The organism is Ramlibacter humi, from assembly GCF_004681975.1.
Lineage (GTDB): Bacteria > Pseudomonadota > Gammaproteobacteria > Burkholderiales > Burkholderiaceae_C > Ramlibacter > Ramlibacter humi.
On sequence record NZ_SMLK01000006.1, the window covers coordinates 162036 to 177454 of the forward strand.

A 15419-nucleotide genomic window follows, 5' to 3' on the forward strand; every position below is an offset into this window, starting at 1 on the left:
GCCGGAATCGCGGATTCTAGGCACGCGCCTGCGGACGGGCGCGGTCCTGCAAGGCGTACTGCGCCAGCCCGTTGCCGAACGACCAGTTCTCGCGCAGCGTCTCGACGAGGTTGATGATCACGTCGGCCGCGGCGAACGATGCTTGCGCCGCGATGCCGTGCGCGATTCGCTCGTAGAGCGCTTCCTTCACGCCGACCGTGCGTCCCGGCGCGCAGAAGATCTGCACGAACAGCACCCGGTCGGAATGCTGCACGCCCAGGAACTGCGGCGTGCACACGATCTCGCCGGGCGGGCGGCGTGCGACCACCTGGAACATGTCGTCTTGCGGCACGTTGAAGACTTCGACCATCGACTGGTGGACGGTGCGCGAGATGGCCGCGACTTCGGTTGGCGAAGTGGCGGCGGGCAGGTCGATGCGGACGAGGGGCATGGCGGTTTCTCCTTTGGGAGGGGAGACTGTGCCCGCAGCGCCGGCGTGGGGAAATGGCATGCGGCGCATAACCGCTTTGCGCGGAATGGAAGGCCGGAGAGCCCCCACCCAACCTTCCCCCGGAGGGGAGGGAGGAAGCAAACAAAACGCCCGCGCGAGGCGGGCGTTTGCGAAGGCGTGAGGCCCTCAGACGATGGCGAGGTTCTCGGTACCCGAAGCCAGGTCCTGCGTCTTCGCGCGCTGGCTGTTCAGCTTGATCTGCAGGCGCAGGTCGTTCACCGAGTCGGCGTTGCGCAGCGCGTCTTCGTAGCTGATGAGGTTGTTCTCGAAGGCGTCGAACAGGGCCTGGTCGAAGGTCTGCATGCCCAGGTTGCGGCTCTTCTTCATGATCTCCTTGATCTCGGTGACCTCGCCCTTGAAGATCAGGTCGCTGATCAGCGGGCTGTTCAGCATGATCTCCACCATGGCCTGGCGGCCCTTGCCGTCCTGCTTGGGCACCAGGCGCTGCGAGATCATGGCCTTCAGGTTCAGCGACAGGTCCATCAGCAGCTGGGCGCGGCGCTCTTCCGGGAAGAAGTTGATCACGCGGTCGAGCGCCTGGTTGGCGCTGTTGGCGTGCAGAGTGGCCATGCAAAGGTGGCCGGTCTCGGCGAAGGCGATGGCGTGTTCCATGGTCTCGCGATCGCGGATCTCGCCCATCAGGATGACGTCGGGCGCCTGGCGCAGCGTGTTCTTCAGCGCGGCTTCCCAGTTGTCGGTGTCCAGGCCCACTTCGCGCTGCGTGATCACGCAGTTCTTGTGCGGGTGCACGAATTCCACCGGGTCTTCGATGGTGATGATGTGGCCGTAGCTGCTCTCGTTGCGCCAGTCGATCATGGCGGCCAGCGTCGTGGACTTGCCCGAGCCCGTGGCGCCCACCAGCACCACCAGGCCGCGCTTGGCCATCACCACTTCCTTGAGCACCTGCGGCACGCCCAGCTTGTCGATGGTGGGCAGGTTCTGCGGAATGACCCGCAGCACCATGCCGACCTTGCCCTGCTGCACGAACGCATTGACGCGGAAGCGGCCGACGCCGGGCGGCGAGATGGCGAAGTTGCACTCCTTGGTGCGCTCGAACTCCGACGCCTGCTTGTCGTTCATGATCGAACGCGCCAGCGCCAGCGTGTGCCCGGCGGTCAGCGGCTGCGGCGAGACCTTGGTGACCTTGCCGTCGACCTTGATGGCCGGCGGGAAGTCGCCCGTGATGAACAGGTCGCTGCCGTTGCGGCTGATCATCAGCTTGAGCAGGTCGTTGATGAATTTACTGGCCTGGTCTCTTTCCATGGTCGCTTCCTTCGGGGGCGCGAAAGGTGGCCGGGGCTCAGCCCGGGAAGTTTTCCGGTATCTTGGCCTTGGACCGCGCTTCGGCCGGGCTGATGACGTTGCGGCGCACCAGGTCGGTGAGGTTCTGGTCCAGCGTCTGCATGCCGAAGCTGTTGCCGGTCTGGATGGCCGAGTACATCTGCGCCACCTTGGCTTCGCGGATCAGGTTGCGGATGGCCGAGGTGCCCAGCATGATCTCGTGCGCCGCCACGCGGCCCGAGCCGTCCTTGGTCTTGCACAGCGTCTGCGACACCACCGCCTGCAGCGATTCGGACAGCATGGCGCGGATCATTTCCTTCTCTTCGGCCGGGAACACGTCGATGATGCGGTCGATGGTCTTGGCGGCGCTGGACGTGTGCAGCGTGCCGAACACCAGGTGGCCCGTCTCGGCGGCCGACATGGCCAGGCGGATGGTTTCCAGGTCGCGCATTTCGCCCACCAGGATGCAGTCCGGGTCCTCGCGCAGCGCGGACTTCAGGGCGGCCTGGAACGACAGCGTCATCGGGCCCACTTCGCGCTGGTTGACCAGGCACTTCTTGGACTCGTGCACGAATTCGATCGGGTCTTCCACCGTCAGGATGTGGCCGTATTCGGTCTCATTGAGGTGGTTGATCATGGCCGCCAGCGTGGTGGACTTGCCCGAGCCCGTGGGGCCCGTCACCAGCACCATGCCGCGCGGCTTGAGCGCCAGGTCCTGGAAGATCTTGGGCGCGTTCAGCTGTTCCAGCGAGAGGATCTTGGACGGAATGGTCCGGAACACGGCGCCGGCGCCGCGGTTCTGGTTGAACGCGTTGACACGGAAGCGCGCCAGGCCTTCGATCTCGAACGAGAAGTCGCACTCGAGGAATTCCTCGTACTGCTTGCGCTGCGTGTCGTTCATGATGTCGTACACCATCGCGTGGACCTGCTTGTGGTCCATGGGGTCGACGTTGATGCGGCGCACGTCGCCGTGGACGCGGATCATGGGCGGCAGGCCCGCGGACAGGTGCAGGTCCGAAGCCTTGTTCTTCACGCTGAAGGCCAGCAGCTGGGTAATATCCACGAGTCCCTACCTCTTGACGTTTGCTTGCGTAACTAGCGCCGGGCGATTATGACGACGATTGCCGCCAACCTCCAGACCGTCCGGGGACGGATTGCCGCCGCCTGTGCCCGGGCGCAACGCCAAGTGGAAGAAGTCACGCTGCTGGCGGTGTCCAAGACCTTCGGCCCCGAAGAAGTGCGCGAAGCGCACGCCGCCGGCCAGCGCGCCTTCGGCGAGAACTACATCCAGGAAGCGGTGGAAAAGATCGGCCTGCTGTCCGGCCTGGCCCTGGAATGGCATTGCATCGGCCCGATCCAGAGCAACAAGACGCGGCTGGTCGCCCAGCACTTCGACTGGGCCCACACGGTCGACCGGCTGAAGATCGCCCAGCGCCTGTCGGAGCAGCGCCCCGAAGGCAAGCCGCCGCTGTGCGTGTGCATCCAGGTGAACATCGACGGCGGCCCGTCCAAGTCGGGCGCCGCGCCCGGCGAAGTCGCCGAACTCGCGCGCGAGATCGCGCGGTTGCCCAACCTGCGCCTGCGCGGCCTCATGACCATCCCCGAGCCGGGCGCGGACTTCGAGGCGCAAAAGGCGCCGCACGAGGCCGCCGCCGCCCTGTTCCGGCAGTTGCGGGCCCAGGGCATCGAGATGGACACGCTTTCGATGGGCATGACCGCCGACCTGGAAGCCGCCGTCGCCGCCGGCAGCACCATGGTGCGGGTGGGCACCGCCATCTTCGGCGGCCGGCCGAAGAAAGAGGGCTGAGCGCCCTCGGTTGTCATGCCCGGCTTGCGCCGGGACGACAGATCACTTCTTCGCCGCAGACCCCAGGGGCTTGAGGTTGCCGCAGTCGGCGCCCAGCCACTTGCCCCCGCCTTCCATCGTCATCTTCTGCGGCTTGCCGTCCACGGTGGCGGTGGCGACGGTCTTCATCGTGTAAGCCTCGGGGCTGCTGCTCGTCACCTCGGTCTCGCCGCTGGAAACCGGGTTGGTGCAGCTGAAGGACATCTTCCTCGTGTTGCCGCTGCGGCCCAGGTCCTTCATCTTGCAGTCGCCCTGCGCGGGCGGCACTTCGTTGCGCTCGGCCATCTCCTTGCTCATGCAGACGCGCATGGTGTTGCCGCTGCCCTGCTGCACGCCCTGCTTGGCCATCATCGCTTCCATCTGCTTGCGCTGCGCGGGCGGCAGGGCCGCGATCTGCTCGCGCGCCTGCGCGACCTGCTTGTCAATCTCGGGGTTGCTGGGCGTGCGCTGCTGGAGCTCCCACAGGCCGGGTTTGAGCGATTGCGCCGCGGCGGGCGCGGCCACGGCGGCGATCGCGATGGCGAGGAACAAGGTTTTCTTCATGCTGGCTCCGGGAAAGAAAGTCACGATTCTGGCGCTTGCGCGTGTCAGGCCACCGTCGCCTGCCGGACGGCGTGCTCCCAGCGCTGCATCAGCTCCTGGGCGCGGTCGCGCGGCAGCGTGGGCGTGAAGCGGCGCTCGGCGCGCCACTGCGACTGCAGTTCCTCCGGACCCGCATAGACGCCCGCCGCCAGTCCCGCCAGGTAGGCGGCGCCCAATGCCGTGGTTTCGGTCACCGCCGGCCGCACTACCGGGATGCCCAGCAGGTCGGCCTGGAACTGCATCAGCAGGTTGTTCACGCAGGCGCCGCCGTCCACGCGCAGTTCGGCGACGGGCGCCGCGCCCGCGGCGGCGGCGTCGCGGCCCATGGCCTGCAGCAGCGCCGCGCTCTGGAAAGCGATGCTCTCCAGCGCCGCACGCGCCACGTGGGCAACCGTGGACCCGCGCGTCAGCCCGGTGATGGTGCCGCGCGCATCCGGCTGCCAGTACGGCGCCCCCAGCCCCGTGAAGGCGGGCACCAGCATCACGCCGCCGGCATCGGGCACGCTGGCCGCCAGCGCTTCCACCTGCGCGCTGTTCTCGATCGCCTTCAGCCCGTCGCGCAGCCACTGCACCACCGCGCCCGCGACGAACACGCTGCCTTCCAGCGCGTACTGCGGCGTGGCGTCCAGCTGCGCCGCGCTGGTGGTGACCAGGCCGTTGGCCGACTTCTGGAAGCGCCCGCCGGTGTGCATCAGCAGGAAGCAGCCGGTGCCGTAGGTGTTCTTGGCCATGCCTTCGCGCAGGCAGGCCTGGCCAAAGAGCGCGCTCTGCTGGTCGCCCGCCACGCCGCCGATGCGCACGGGGGCGCCCAGCAGTGTCTCCACCGTGCGGCCGTAGTCGGCGCTGGACGGCAGCACCTTGGGCATCAGCGACGCGGGCACCTGCAGCAATGCCAGCAGCTCTTCGTCCCACTGGTTGCGGTGCACGTCGAACAGCATGGTGCGCGACGCGTTGCTCACGTCGGTGGCGTGCAGCGCGCCGCCGGTCAGCTGCCACAACAGCCAGCTGTCGATGGTGCCGAAAGCCAGCTCGCCGCGTTCGGCCTGCGCGCGCGCGCCGGGCACGTTGTCCAGCAGCCAGCGGATCTTGGTGCCCGAGAAGTACGAGTCGACGATGAGCCCGGTGCGCTGCTGGATCAACGAAGCCTTGCCCTGCTCGCGCAGCTGCGCGCACAGCGGCTCGCCGCGGCGGTCCTGCCAGACGATGGCGTGGTGGATCGGCTGCCCCGTCTTGCGGTTCCACAGCACCGCGGTTTCGCGCTGATTGGTGATGCCGATGGCGGCGACGTCCTTCGCCGCGATGCCGGCCTTCTTCAGCGCTTCCTGCGCGGTGGCGAGCTGGCCGCGCCAGATCTCCATCGCGTCGTGCTCCACCCAGCCGGGTTGCGGGTAGATCTGCGGCAGCTCGCGCTGCGCCATCGCGACGATGCCGCCGCGCGAGTCGAAGACGATGCTGCGGGAACTGGACGTGCCCTGGTCGAGCGCGAGCAGGTAAGCCTGCCCCGGGCTGGTGGATGTGGTCATCCGCCGATGCTAGCGGCGCCACCCCCGCTTGTTCATCAGGTCATGCCCCAGCAGCAGTCACGCGGGCTTCGCCTTGCGCAGCGCGCCCGGCTTGTGCGCGGCCTGCGCACCGGACGCGGTTTCGACCAGGTACTCGGGGTTGTCGGGGGATGCGGCCACCTGGTGGCCCTTGATCATGGTGCGGCTGGTGAGTTTTTTCTTCACCTTGCCCTTGGCGGTGCCGCCGTGGGAATTCCATTCGACCGCATCGCCGGCCCGCAGCTTGTCGCTCATGCATGCTCCCGTGGGGGTTGTGGTCCGGCCCATGATGGCCGGGCTGGCCCCGCGCAGGTGTGAAGACGGCCCTTCAGTGGCAACTCTTCCTAGCGCAGCGGCAGCCTGGCGGTGTTCTTCACCTCTTCCATCACGGCATACGTGCGGGTCTCGCGCACGCCGGGCAGTTGCCACAGCACGCTGCCCGCGAAATCGCGGTAAGCCTGCATGTCGCGCATGCGCGTCTTCAGCAGGTAGTCGAACCCGCCCGCGACCATGTGGCATTCCATGATCTCGTCGTGCACCTGCACCGCGGCCTTGAACGCGTCGAAGACATTGGGCGTGGTGCGGTCCAGCAGCACTTCGACGAACACCAGCATGCCGGCGTCCAGCTTCAGCGGGTTCAGCCGCGCCTCGTAGCCCAGGATGTAGCCGTCGCGCGTGAGGCGCTGCACGCGGGCGAGCACCGCCGTGGGCGACAGCGCCACCGCTTCGGCCAGCCTGAGGTTGGACAGCCGCCCGTCGCGCTGCAGGACGCTCAGGATTTTCCGGTCGATGCGGTCGATGTCCTCGATTTCTTCGGCCATGGCTAGTGAAATATTCAATTCGATCAGTTCAGTTTAGACAAAAACTCCGCGCCAATCGCCCGAACATCGCGCTCATGCCGCAACGTCTGCCCACCCCCTACCGCGACGAGAACGAGGTCGTCGCCCACCGCCTGTCCGGCCTGGCCGGCGCCCTCGACTGGCCGGCCGCGGCCGTAGCCGCCGCGCCCTGGGTCGAGGCCGTGCGCAAGCACCCGCCGCCGTTCTGGGCGATGGAAACGCTGCTGAAGGAGTACCCGATCTCCAGCAGCGAAGGCCTGGCGCTGATGCGGCTGGCCGAAGCCCTGCTGCGCGTGCCCGACGCCGAAACTGCCATCGCGCTCACCGCCGATCAGCTGGGCCGCGCCGACTTCGGCCAGCACGGCGGCGAGTCGTCCATCGCGCGGCTGTCCTCGGCCGCCCTGTCGCTGTCCAAGCGCTTCCTGCCCGAAGGCGGCGAGCCGGGCCTGATGGGCAAGCTGGGCGCGCGCACCGTCGTGGCCGCCACCCTGCGCGCTGTGCAGTTGCTGGGCCGCCAGTTCGTCCTGGGCCAGGACATCGAAGAAGCCCTGGATGAAGCGAAAGACGCGCGCCGCGAGCAGGCCAACCTGCGCTTCTCGTTCGACATGCTGGGCGAAGGCGCACGCACGCAGGCCGACGCCGACCGTTACCTGGAAAGCTACCGCGCCGCCATCGCGGCCATCGCCCAGCGCACGCCCGCTGGCCGCGCGGTGGAAACCAACGACGGCATCTCCATCAAGCTGAGCGCGCTGCACCCGCGCTACGAGTTCACCCAGCACGCCCGCGTGATGGACGAACTGGTGCCGCGCGTGTGGACCTTGTGCGAGCAGGCCGCTCGCGCCAACCTCAACCTCACCATCGACGCCGAGGAAGTGGACCGCCTGGAGCTGTCGCTGGACGTGTTCGAGGCACTGGCCGAACACGTGGCCGCGCAGCAGCCGCAATGGCAAGGCTTCGGCCTCGCGATGCAGGCCTACCAGACGCGCGCGCTGGAACTGGTGGAGCACGTCGCCGCCATCGGCCGCCGGCTGAAGCTGCGCTTCATGTGCCGCCTGGTCAAGGGCGCCTACTGGGACGGCGAGGTCAAGCGCGCGCAGGAGATGGGCCTGCCGCACTACCCGGTGTTCACGCACAAGCACCACACGGACATCTCTTACCTGGCCTGCGCGCGCGCGCTGCTCGCGGCGAACGATGTCATCTACCCGCAGTTCGCCACGCACAACGCCGGCACCATCGCGGCCATCGTGCAGATGGCCCGCGCCAACGGCGCGAGCTTCGAACTGCAGCGGCTGCACGGCATGGGCCAGGGCGTGTACCGCGAGGTGCTGCGCGACCCGCGGCTCGCCTGCCGCGTCTACGCGCCGGTCGGCCGCCACCGCGACCTGCTGGCGTACCTGGTGCGGCGGCTGCTGGAGAACGGCGCGAACTCCTCGTTCGTGCACCAGCTCGCCGATGAATCGGTCGGCCTGCGGGAACTGCTGCGTTCGCCGCTGCACGCTTCGCCCGCGCCGGCCCTGCCCCTGCCCGCCGACCTGTACGGCCCTTCGCGCCGCAACAGCGGCGGCGTGGACCTGGCCGAAGAAGCCATGCTCGATCCGCTGCTGCGCGCGCTGGCCTCGACCACCGTGCCTGTGGTGCCCATGGCCGAACCCGGCGACGTGGCCGCGGCGGTGGCCGCCGCGCGCACCGCGTTCGCCGGCTGGAGTTCGACCCCGGTCGAGCGCCGCGGCGCCATCCTGCGCGAGGCCGCCGACGCGATGCAGCGAGAGCTGCCGCACCTGTGCGCCCTGCTCGTGCGCGAAGCCTTCAAGACCTGGGGCGACGCGGTGGCCGAAGTGCGTGAGGCGATCGACTTCCTGCGCTACTACTCGCGGCAGGCCGAACGCCTGATGCAACCCGAATCGCTGCCCGGCCCCACCGGCGAAAGCAACGAGCTGCGCCTGGAAGGCCGCGGCACCTGGGCCTGCATCAGCCCCTGGAATTTCCCGCTGGCCATCTTCACCGGCCAGGTGGCGGCCGCGCTGGCCACCGGCAACACCGTCGTCGCCAAGCCCGCCGAGCAGACGCCCGCCATCGCGCGTGAAACCGTGACGCTGCTGCACGCGGCGGGCGTTCCGGTCGCAGCGCTGCGGCTGCTGCACGGCACCGGCGAAACCGTGGGCGCCGCGTTGGTGAAAGCCGATGGCATCGCGGGCGTGGTGTTCACCGGTTCGACCGAAGTGGCGCGCCTCATCGCGCGCTCTCTGGCGGATCGCGACGGTCCCATCCTGCCGCTGATCGCGGAGACCGGCGGCATCAACGCCATGCTGGTGGACTCCACCGCGCTGCCCGAGCAGGTGGCCGACGCCGTCGTGCAAAGCGCCTTCCGCTCCGCCGGCCAGCGCTGCTCGGCGCTGCGCCTGCTGTGCCTGCACGAGGGCATCGCCGATGCGGTGCTGGAGATGGTCGGCGGCGCGGCGCGGGAGCTGGCCTGCGGCGACCCCGGCCGCCTGGACACCGACGTGGGGCCCGTCATCGACGCGACCGCGTACGACAACCTGCGGCGCCACGTGGGTCGCCTGCAACGCGAGGCACGCGCCTGCTTCCCCCCGGCCGCGCCGCGCGAAGCGCTGCCCAACCTCGTCCCGCCGCAGGCTTTCGAAGTGAAGCGCGTCGCCGACGTCGCCCAGGAAGTCTTCGGGCCCGTGCTGCACGTGGTGCGCTGGTCGGGCGATCCGCTGGCGCTGGTCGACGAGATCAACTCGCTGGGCTGGGGCCTCACGCTGGGCGTGCAGACGCGCATCGACAGCCGCGCGCAGGCCATCGCGGCGCGCGCGCGCATCGGCAACGTCTACGTGAACCGCAACATGATCGGCGCGGTGGTCGGCGTGCAGCCGTTCGGCGGCGAAGGCCTGTCGGGCACCGGCCCCAAGGCCGGCGGCCCGCACTACCTGCTGCGCTTCTGCGCCGAGCGCACGGTGACGGTGAACACCGCGGCGGCCGGCGGCAACGTCGCGCTGCTGGCCGGCGCGGCGGTTCAGTAGCGTTCGCCGCGGCCGCCCAGCCGCATCATCACGAAGCCCCACAGCGCGGCCAGGCCCACCAGCACGTAGATCACGCGCGAGATCGACGAGTCCTGGCCGAACAGGGTGGCCACCACATCGAGGTTGAACAGGCCCACCAGGCCCCAGTTCAGGCCGCCGATGATCATCAGGACGAGCGCGATCCAGTCGAGCGCGTTCATGCGGCTGTGGGCGACGTGCCGGCGTGGCTCGCCGGCGCGGATGTCGGATTCGGCCATGTCGGGCCTCCTTTCACGGGACGCCTGCCTGCGGCAACGCCCGTGCCCGGCGGACCGCTCAGCGGCGGCGGCGCGCCGCCAGTTCCTCGATCACGCCCTTGATGCGGCCGACGTTCAGCGGCTTGGTGAGGTGGGCGTCGAAGCCGGCTTCCATGGAGTGGCGAATGTCGGTCTCCTGGCCCCAGCCGGTGGCGGCCACCAGGATCATGTCGCGCCCCCAGTCTTCCTCGCGCAGGCGCCGCGCGACTTCGTGGCCGCTGAGGTCCGGCATGCCGATGTCCAACAGCGCGATGGCCGGGCGGTGCTGGTCGGCCATGGCCAGCGCCTCTTCGCCGCTGCGCGCGGTGATGGCGCGGAAGCCCGACAGCTCCAGCAGCTTGGCCAGGCCCCAGGCCGCGTCGCCGTTGTCGTCGGCCACCAGCACCAGCTCGCCTTCCGCGGCCTGCGCCGCTTCGGGCGCGCGCATCGGCGGCTCTTCCAGCGGCGGCTCTTCTTCGTCGTTCACGCGCAGCAGCGGCAGGCCGACGCGCAGCTGGCTGCCTTGCCCCGGGCCGCCCGAGCTGGCCATGATCCAGCCGCCGTGCAGCTCGACGATGTTGCGCGCCAGCGCGAGCCCGATGCCCAGGCCTTCGTTCGAGCGGCCCTGCGGCCGATCCCCCTGGGAGAACAGATCGAACATGTGGTCGATCTGCGCAGGCTCCATGCCGATGCCGTTGTCTTCCACCGAGATCACGACCTCGTCGTGGAACACCTCGGCCGACACCACGATGCGTCCGCTGTCGGGCGTGTACTTGGCGGCGTTGCCCACCAGGTTGGACACCACCTGCGCCAGCCGCATGGGGTCGCCGTCGACCTCGGCCGAGCGCGGCGGCAGGCTCACCACCAGTTCATGTCCCGCGGTCTGCACCAGCGGCCGCGCCGTCTCCAGCGCGGACTGCACCACCTCCGCGATCGACACGGGCCGGCGGGTCAGCGTGAGGCGGCCGAGCGTCAGGCGCGAGACGTCCAGCAGTTCATCCAGCAGCACCTTCATCGCGCGTGCCTGCCGCTGCACGACCAGCGCGGCTTTTTCCAGCGCGGCTTCGGGCAGCTTGGGCATGAGCAGCAGCTCGGACGCGCTGGCAATGGATGCCAGCGGGTTGCGCAGCTCGTGCGAGAGCACGGCCAGGAAGCGGTCCTTGGCGGCGTCGGCGGCTTCCAGCTCCTGTCGCGCCTTCTGCGTTTCCGCCAAGGCCTGCATCAGCTCCGCCTGGCTGCGCTCGAGCCGGCGGCGCGCTTCGCGTTCCGCGGTCTGGTCGCGCAGGATCTTCACGAAGCCCGCAGGTTGCCCACTCGCGTCGCGCATCGGCATGGACACGCCTTCGGCCCAGAACACGGTGCCGTCCTTGCGCACGTGCACGCGGTCGTCGGTGGCCCGGCCCTCGGCCAGCGCGGTGCGCGCTTCGGTTTCCGGCGCGCCGGATTGCCGGTCCAGGTTGGTGAAGATGACGTCGCCCGGCTGGCCCAGCATCTCGGCTTCGCTGTAGCCCAGCAGGCGCTCGGCGCCGCTGTTCCAGCTGGTGACGTTGCGGTCCAGGTCGAGCGAGAAGATGGCGAAGTCCTGCGCGCTTTCGATGACGTGCCGCAGCAGCACGTCGCGCAGGTCGCCGCCCGGCGTTTCGCGCGGGCCTGTGGCGCGCGCTTCGAAAGCCACCACATACCAGCGCTGGCCGCCGTCTTCCAGCGGCACGATGCGCAGCGCGGCCGCGCCGCATTCGGCGGCGGCGCCGTCCAGCGACACCGACGCTTCGCGCCGCGTGCCCGTCACCTGCCGCCACAGCTTGCGCAGCGGCTCGGCCAGCGCAGGCTGCACCATGTCGAAGAGATCGCGGGTCGGCTCGCCACCGGGTACCCGCAGGAAATCGCCGGCCTTGGGCGACAGGTGCACCACGCGGCCGCGCTCGTCGGCGACCAGCGAAGGCGGCGCCAGCGCTTCCAGCAGCACTAGGTGGCGCGGACCCCAGCCACGCGCGGCCTGGCTGGCGGCGCTGCGCGGCGCCTTGGACTCACGATCGGGCAAGGGAGCAGTCATGGTCGGGCGGCCATTATGGGCACGTGCGGCGCTGCGCGGGGGGATCGCCGTTGTCCCACAAGCAGCCCGCCCCGGCTCCGACGGCCCCGCCGCGTTGGGCGCACCAAACTCAAGCGACGACAAGACAAAGGAGCGAACCCATGGCCTACAGCAGCATCCTGGGCGCCGACCCGGCGCCCATCCAGCCCAGCGGCCGCGGCAGCGACCTGCTGGGTCCCAGCGACAACTCCGACAGCGGCAGCGACGCCATCGGCACGCAGGAGCTTCACGCCGATTCCGACGGCTCGGGCACCGGCGAGCGCGGCTCGGTCGTCGGCGACGACGCGATCGAAGGCGCCGACATCTCGCCCGACCGCGTGATCCGCATGGGCGAAAGCGGGGAAGACCTCGGCGAGGACGCCGACGAAGCCTCCGGCGACGGTTTCCCCGCGGCCGACCCGGATGCGCAGGAGTTCACCGACCTGGACAACGACGCCGACCCCGAAGGCGAAGCCGACCGCTGATCCATGCCGGAACGGCGCGCCGACACTTCGAAAAAGCGGGCGGCGCGCGTCGCCGATGTGTTGAAGCGGGTGTTCGGCATCGAACGCCTGCGCGCCGGCCAGCGCACCGTCATCGACCAGGTGCTGGCCGGCCGGCCTACGCTGGCCATCATGCCGACCGGCGCGGGCAAGTCACTGTGCTACCAGCTGCCCGCGCTGCTGCTGCCGGGCCGCACGGTGGTGGTCTCGCCGCTGATCGCGCTGATGAAAGACCAGGTTGAAGCGCTGCGCGATCTGGGCATCGCGGCGGTGCAACTCAACAGCGCGGTGGACAGCGAAGAGGCGCACGCCGCGACAAGCGCGAGCAGGACCGCGACACGCTGGAACGCATGGTGTTCTACGCGCAGACCGGCCGGTGCCGCTGGCGCGTGCTGCTGGAACACCTCGAAGGCGAGTCCGCGGTCGAGCGCTGCGGCCACTGCGACAACTGCCTGCGCATCGCGCGGCAGGAGAAAGTGCTGGAGCGCGCGGAGCACGAACAGGCGGCGCGCATCGAAGTGGACGACCGGCCTCCGCGCGCGATGTTCGCGGCTGGGGATGTGGTGACGGTGAAGCGCTATGGGCGCGGGCAGGTGAAGCAGGCCACGGCGGATGAAGTGACGGTGGTGTTCACTGATGGCGCGTTGCGGACGTTTCAGCCGGAGTATGTGAAGAAGGCGAGGAAGGGTCCTGACGGCGTGATAGATAGGCGCCGGTCCAACTCACCGGTCGCTATGCGCGATGAGCCAGCAAGCGCCCGAAAACTCCGAGCCCAGCAGAGCCTCACTTAGTCTCGGAGAGATATCGATCGAGCGCCGCGAGGTTTTGTACAACCCCAGCTTCCGAGGGCTCAGAAGTGAAACCAGCGGAGGAGCCTTGAAATTGCTCCGGCGCAAAGTACGCAGGCCCGATTCCCAACTCGATACCCAGCAGGAGAATCCCACGATCCGTCCCGAGGAATACCCGCATCACCGTCCGGCGATCAATCAGATAGTGAAAGTAGTACCACTCCCACTCTTCATTCTTTGTCTCAGCGAATGGGAAGCACGACCTCCCGCGCACTGCGTAATACTCCTGCACATATCGGCGCAGCAGATTTTGCCCTTGCTCGGAGTTATCGAACCGCACGGAAATAGCTCCCATGGTGCTCCAATCTATATCCAGCTTTAATCAAGTAATCATACTCGCGGGCCGTGAAACTCTTGCTCGGCACAAGGGTCGGATCTGAGGTGAATACAAACGTCTTTCTCTGGGAAATCTGTTGAGCGAGGAATTCCTCGTTGATATTCCACATGTTTTCCTCGCCGAGGATGGACGCCGTCTTCGACCAGTCACCCATTTCGTAGTACGTGGCGTCGCGCTTTGGCGACTCTTTCGTACGACTGAGAGCTTCCGCTGATGTACCGCCCAAGAACGACTTCGCGCGCCTCCGGGTTGTGCATGGCAGCTTCCGCAGCTGACCGGTACATCTGCGGTGTTAGATCAAGACCTCGATCAACATAGAAGTTGGTGGTTGTTCGGCCGGCAGCCTCAGCCGATGTTTCAGCACCGACCCGGCTTTGCATGAGCTCCAAGGTCACCTTGACCGTCAATCCCCCTGCGCGAAGGATCTGACCTAAGGAAGCTCTGAACAAGTCCACCAATCATTCCGCGGCGCGTTGATGGATGCAAAGGGGAACCTGCGATGAGCCAGATCAGTTTTGCGGACGCGGAATACGCCGGCAAGAGGAAGAAGACCAGGCGTGAGGTGTTCCTCGAGGAGATGGAACTCGTCGTGCCGTGGAAAGTGCTGCTCAAGATCATCGAGCCGCATTGCCCGGTGGCCGGCCGGGGCCGCAGGCCGTATCCGCTGGAGTCGATGCTGCGGGTGCACCTGATGCAGAACTGGTTCGCTCTGAGCGACCCGGCGATGGAGGAGGCTCTGTACGATTGCCTCGCTTCGCAGCTTCGCGCGTCTGAGCCTGAACGAGCCGATCCCGGACGAGACGACGATCCTGAACTTTCGGCATCTGCTGGAGGCCAACGACTTGGCCGAGGACATCCTGAAGTTCATCAATGCGCTGCTGGCACGCAAGGGCCTTCTGCTCAAGCAAGGCAGCATCGTGGACGCCACCATCATCGCGGCGCCCAGCTCGACGAAGAATGCCGATGGCGAGCGAGACCCGCAGATGCACCAGGCCAAGAAGGGCAACCAATGGTTCTTCGGAATGAAGGCCCACATCGGGGTAGACGCCGATAGCGGCCTGGTGCAGACGGTCACCACGACCGCAGCCTATGAATCAGATGTCGAACAGGTGGCCGACCTGCTGCATGGCAAGGAAGAACAGGTCTGGGCCGATTCCGGCTACCGAGGTGCGCCCAGCCGCGTGGACCGCGACGACTTGCAGTGGCACATCGCGGCCAGGCCGAGCGACATCGCCAAGCTGCCTGAAGGCAGGGCCAAGGCGAAGATTCAAAAGGCGAAGCACCGCAAGGCCAGCGTGCGCGCGAAGGTGGAGCACCCCTTTCGCGTGATCAAGCGGCAGTTCGGTCTGGCGAAGGTCCGGTTCCGTGGTCTCGCCAAGAACACGGCACATGTCGTCACCCTGTTTGCGCTGTCAGATCTTTGGATGGCCCGCAAGCAGTTGATGGCGACGATGGGAGCAGTCCGTCCGAACGCGGCATGAGGCGAGGAGTGAGGCCCGAAACAGCTTCAAAACGCGCATCGCAAGACGCATTTCTCGGTCACGCGCCGACTCGACGGACCGAGGAGCGTCGACAACGGTCTTGTTCAGACCTTCCCTAGGGTCGTACAACCGGACGAAGCTATTGGTTCGGATGCCACGTGCGACGCGCCGGCAGAGCACAACTGGCGAAAGTGGCGTCATGTAGAAGGCGCACTCGGGCTCGAAGACACGTATTCTTCTCGCGTGCGCTTATCCCCCGCTCGACTGCGCATCATCGCCGCTTAGAAAGCGGTCGAGGGCCC

At 67.9% G+C, this 15419-nt stretch carries 15 protein-coding genes and 1 pseudogene; 6 read left to right on the plus strand and 10 right to left on the minus strand.

The genetic code is table 11. From position 1 onward, the window contains the following. Positions 1–16 precede the first annotated feature (16 nt). The 3 genes from EZ216_RS17130 to EZ216_RS17140 form a co-directional block, all read right to left on the minus strand. Positions 17–430 (minus strand): tautomerase family protein, encoded by a 414-nt coding sequence (locus EZ216_RS17130; protein WP_167772947.1) that lies wholly within the window; start codon positions 428–430, stop codon positions 17–19. 186 nt (positions 431–616) lie between these two features. Further along, the gene (locus tag EZ216_RS17135; protein ID WP_135251005.1) at positions 617–1753 is read right to left on the minus strand and encodes a PilT/PilU family type 4a pilus ATPase; all 1137 of its coding nucleotides are present in this window, start codon (positions 1751–1753) and stop codon (positions 617–619) included. 37 nt (positions 1754–1790) lie between these two features. Then, positions 1791–2834 carry a type IV pilus twitching motility protein PilT gene (locus EZ216_RS17140; RefSeq protein WP_135251006.1) on the minus strand — a complete coding sequence of 348 codons (1044 nt, stop codon included), beginning with the start codon at positions 2832–2834 and terminating at the stop codon, positions 1791–1793. A gap of 48 nt (positions 2835–2882) precedes the next feature. On the opposite strand from EZ216_RS17140, the gene EZ216_RS17145 reads away from it, so the two are divergent. Continuing rightward, positions 2883–3578, plus strand: a complete 696-nt coding sequence (locus EZ216_RS17145) for a YggS family pyridoxal phosphate-dependent enzyme (RefSeq protein WP_135251007.1) — start codon at positions 2883–2885, stop codon at positions 3576–3578. Between the two features lie 42 nt (positions 3579–3620). Here EZ216_RS17145 and EZ216_RS17150 read toward each other — a convergent pair whose 3' ends face one another. The 4 genes from EZ216_RS17150 to EZ216_RS17165 form a co-directional block, all read right to left on the minus strand. After that, positions 3621–4160, minus strand: a complete 540-nt coding sequence (locus EZ216_RS17150) for a DUF3617 domain-containing protein (RefSeq protein ID WP_135251008.1) — start codon at positions 4158–4160, stop codon at positions 3621–3623. A gap of 44 nt (positions 4161–4204) precedes the next feature. Further along, complete coding sequence (gene glpK, locus EZ216_RS17155) at positions 4205–5722, minus strand: glycerol kinase GlpK (RefSeq protein ID WP_135251009.1); 1518 nt, start codon at positions 5720–5722, stop codon at positions 4205–4207. A 57-nt stretch (positions 5723–5779) separates the two neighbouring features. Continuing rightward, positions 5780–5995, minus strand: a complete 216-nt coding sequence (locus EZ216_RS17160; RefSeq protein WP_135251010.1) for a hypervirulence associated TUDOR domain-containing protein — start codon at positions 5993–5995, stop codon at positions 5780–5782. A gap of 89 nt (positions 5996–6084) precedes the next feature. Then, positions 6085–6561: an Lrp/AsnC ligand binding domain-containing protein gene (locus EZ216_RS17165; protein WP_135251011.1), complete on the minus strand. Its 477-nt coding sequence runs from the start codon at positions 6559–6561 to the stop codon at positions 6085–6087. Between the two features lie 74 nt (positions 6562–6635). Between EZ216_RS17165 and EZ216_RS17170 the strand changes: the two genes are divergently transcribed. Then, complete coding sequence (locus tag EZ216_RS17170) at positions 6636–9602, plus strand: L-glutamate gamma-semialdehyde dehydrogenase (RefSeq protein ID WP_135251012.1); 2967 nt, start codon at positions 6636–6638, stop codon at positions 9600–9602. Here the strand turns inward: EZ216_RS17170 and EZ216_RS17175 are convergent. Both EZ216_RS17175 and EZ216_RS17180 read right to left on the minus strand, forming a co-directional pair. Then, positions 9596–9859, minus strand: coding sequence for a DUF378 domain-containing protein (locus EZ216_RS17175; protein ID WP_135251013.1), 264 nt, complete (start codon positions 9857–9859; stop codon positions 9596–9598). The two genes, EZ216_RS17170 and EZ216_RS17175, sit on opposite strands and share 7 nt — an antisense overlap. Before the next feature lie 58 nt (positions 9860–9917). Beyond that, positions 9918–11930 (minus strand): hybrid sensor histidine kinase/response regulator, encoded by a 2013-nt coding sequence (locus tag EZ216_RS17180; RefSeq protein WP_135251014.1) that lies wholly within the window; start codon positions 11928–11930, stop codon positions 9918–9920. A 140-nt stretch (positions 11931–12070) separates the two neighbouring features. Between EZ216_RS17180 and EZ216_RS17185 the strand changes: the two genes are divergently transcribed. The 3 genes and pseudogenes from EZ216_RS17185 (at position 12071) to EZ216_RS22085 (ending at position 13242) form a co-directional block, all read left to right on the plus strand. Continuing rightward, positions 12071–12433 (plus strand): hypothetical protein, encoded by a 363-nt coding sequence (locus EZ216_RS17185; protein WP_135251015.1) that lies wholly within the window; start codon positions 12071–12073, stop codon positions 12431–12433. Between the two features lie 3 nt (positions 12434–12436). Next, positions 12437–12775: pseudogene (locus tag EZ216_RS21850) on the plus strand (DEAD/DEAH box helicase); the annotation flags it as partial. A 26-nt stretch (positions 12776–12801) separates the two neighbouring features. Continuing rightward, entirely contained in the window at positions 12802–13242 is a 441-nt protein-coding gene (locus tag EZ216_RS22085) for a RecQ family zinc-binding domain-containing protein (protein WP_369126985.1), read from the plus strand. On the opposite strand, the gene EZ216_RS17195 is transcribed toward EZ216_RS22085, so the two are convergent. Next, on the minus strand, positions 13235–13594 hold the full coding sequence (locus tag EZ216_RS17195) for a hypothetical protein (protein WP_135251017.1): 360 nt from the start codon (positions 13592–13594) through the stop codon (positions 13235–13237). The genes EZ216_RS22085 and EZ216_RS17195 overlap by 8 nt on opposite strands. A gap of 541 nt (positions 13595–14135) precedes the next feature. On the opposite strand from EZ216_RS17195, the gene EZ216_RS17200 reads away from it, so the two are divergent. Further along, positions 14136–15117 (plus strand): IS5 family transposase gene (locus EZ216_RS17200; RefSeq protein ID WP_239024423.1). Its coding sequence is split into 2 segments (ribosomal slippage): positions 14136–14392 and positions 14391–15117, totalling 984 coding nucleotides; the frame shifts between segments, so codons are not numbered across the junction. Positions 15118–15419 lie beyond the last annotated feature (302 nt).

Bases quoted from the DNA above. Each gene is read 5' to 3' on its own strand.
- EZ216_RS17150 (WP_135251008.1), bottom strand. From the start codon at position 4,160: ATGAAGAAAACCTTGTTCCTCGCCATCGCGATCGCCGCCGTGGCCGCG.
- EZ216_RS17130 (WP_167772947.1), bottom strand. From the start codon at position 430: ATGCCCCTCGTCCGCATCGACCTGCCCGCCGCCACTTCGCCAACCGAA.
- glpK (WP_135251009.1), bottom strand. From the start codon at position 5,722: ATGACCACATCCACCAGCCCGGGGCAGGCTTACCTGCTCGCGCTCGAC.
- EZ216_RS17135 (WP_135251005.1), bottom strand. From the start codon at position 1,753: ATGGAAAGAGACCAGGCCAGTAAATTCATCAACGACCTGCTCAAGCTG.
- EZ216_RS17195 (WP_135251017.1), bottom strand. From the start codon at position 13,594: ATGGGAGCTATTTCCGTGCGGTTCGATAACTCCGAGCAAGGGCAAAAT.
- EZ216_RS17160 (WP_135251010.1), bottom strand. From the start codon at position 5,995: ATGAGCGACAAGCTGCGGGCCGGCGATGCGGTCGAATGGAATTCCCAC.
- EZ216_RS17165 (WP_135251011.1), bottom strand. From the start codon at position 6,561: ATGGCCGAAGAAATCGAGGACATCGACCGCATCGACCGGAAAATCCTG.
- EZ216_RS17185 (WP_135251015.1), top strand. From the start codon at position 12,071: ATGGCCTACAGCAGCATCCTGGGCGCCGACCCGGCGCCCATCCAGCCC.
- EZ216_RS17180 (WP_135251014.1), bottom strand. From the start codon at position 11,930: ATGACTGCTCCCTTGCCCGATCGTGAGTCCAAGGCGCCGCGCAGCGCC.
- EZ216_RS17175 (WP_135251013.1), bottom strand. From the start codon at position 9,859: ATGGCCGAATCCGACATCCGCGCCGGCGAGCCACGCCGGCACGTCGCC.
- EZ216_RS22085 (WP_369126985.1), top strand. From the start codon at position 12,802: ATGGTGTTCTACGCGCAGACCGGCCGGTGCCGCTGGCGCGTGCTGCTG.
- EZ216_RS17145 (WP_135251007.1), top strand. From the start codon at position 2,883: ATGACGACGATTGCCGCCAACCTCCAGACCGTCCGGGGACGGATTGCC.
- EZ216_RS17170 (WP_135251012.1), top strand. From the start codon at position 6,636: ATGCCGCAACGTCTGCCCACCCCCTACCGCGACGAGAACGAGGTCGTC.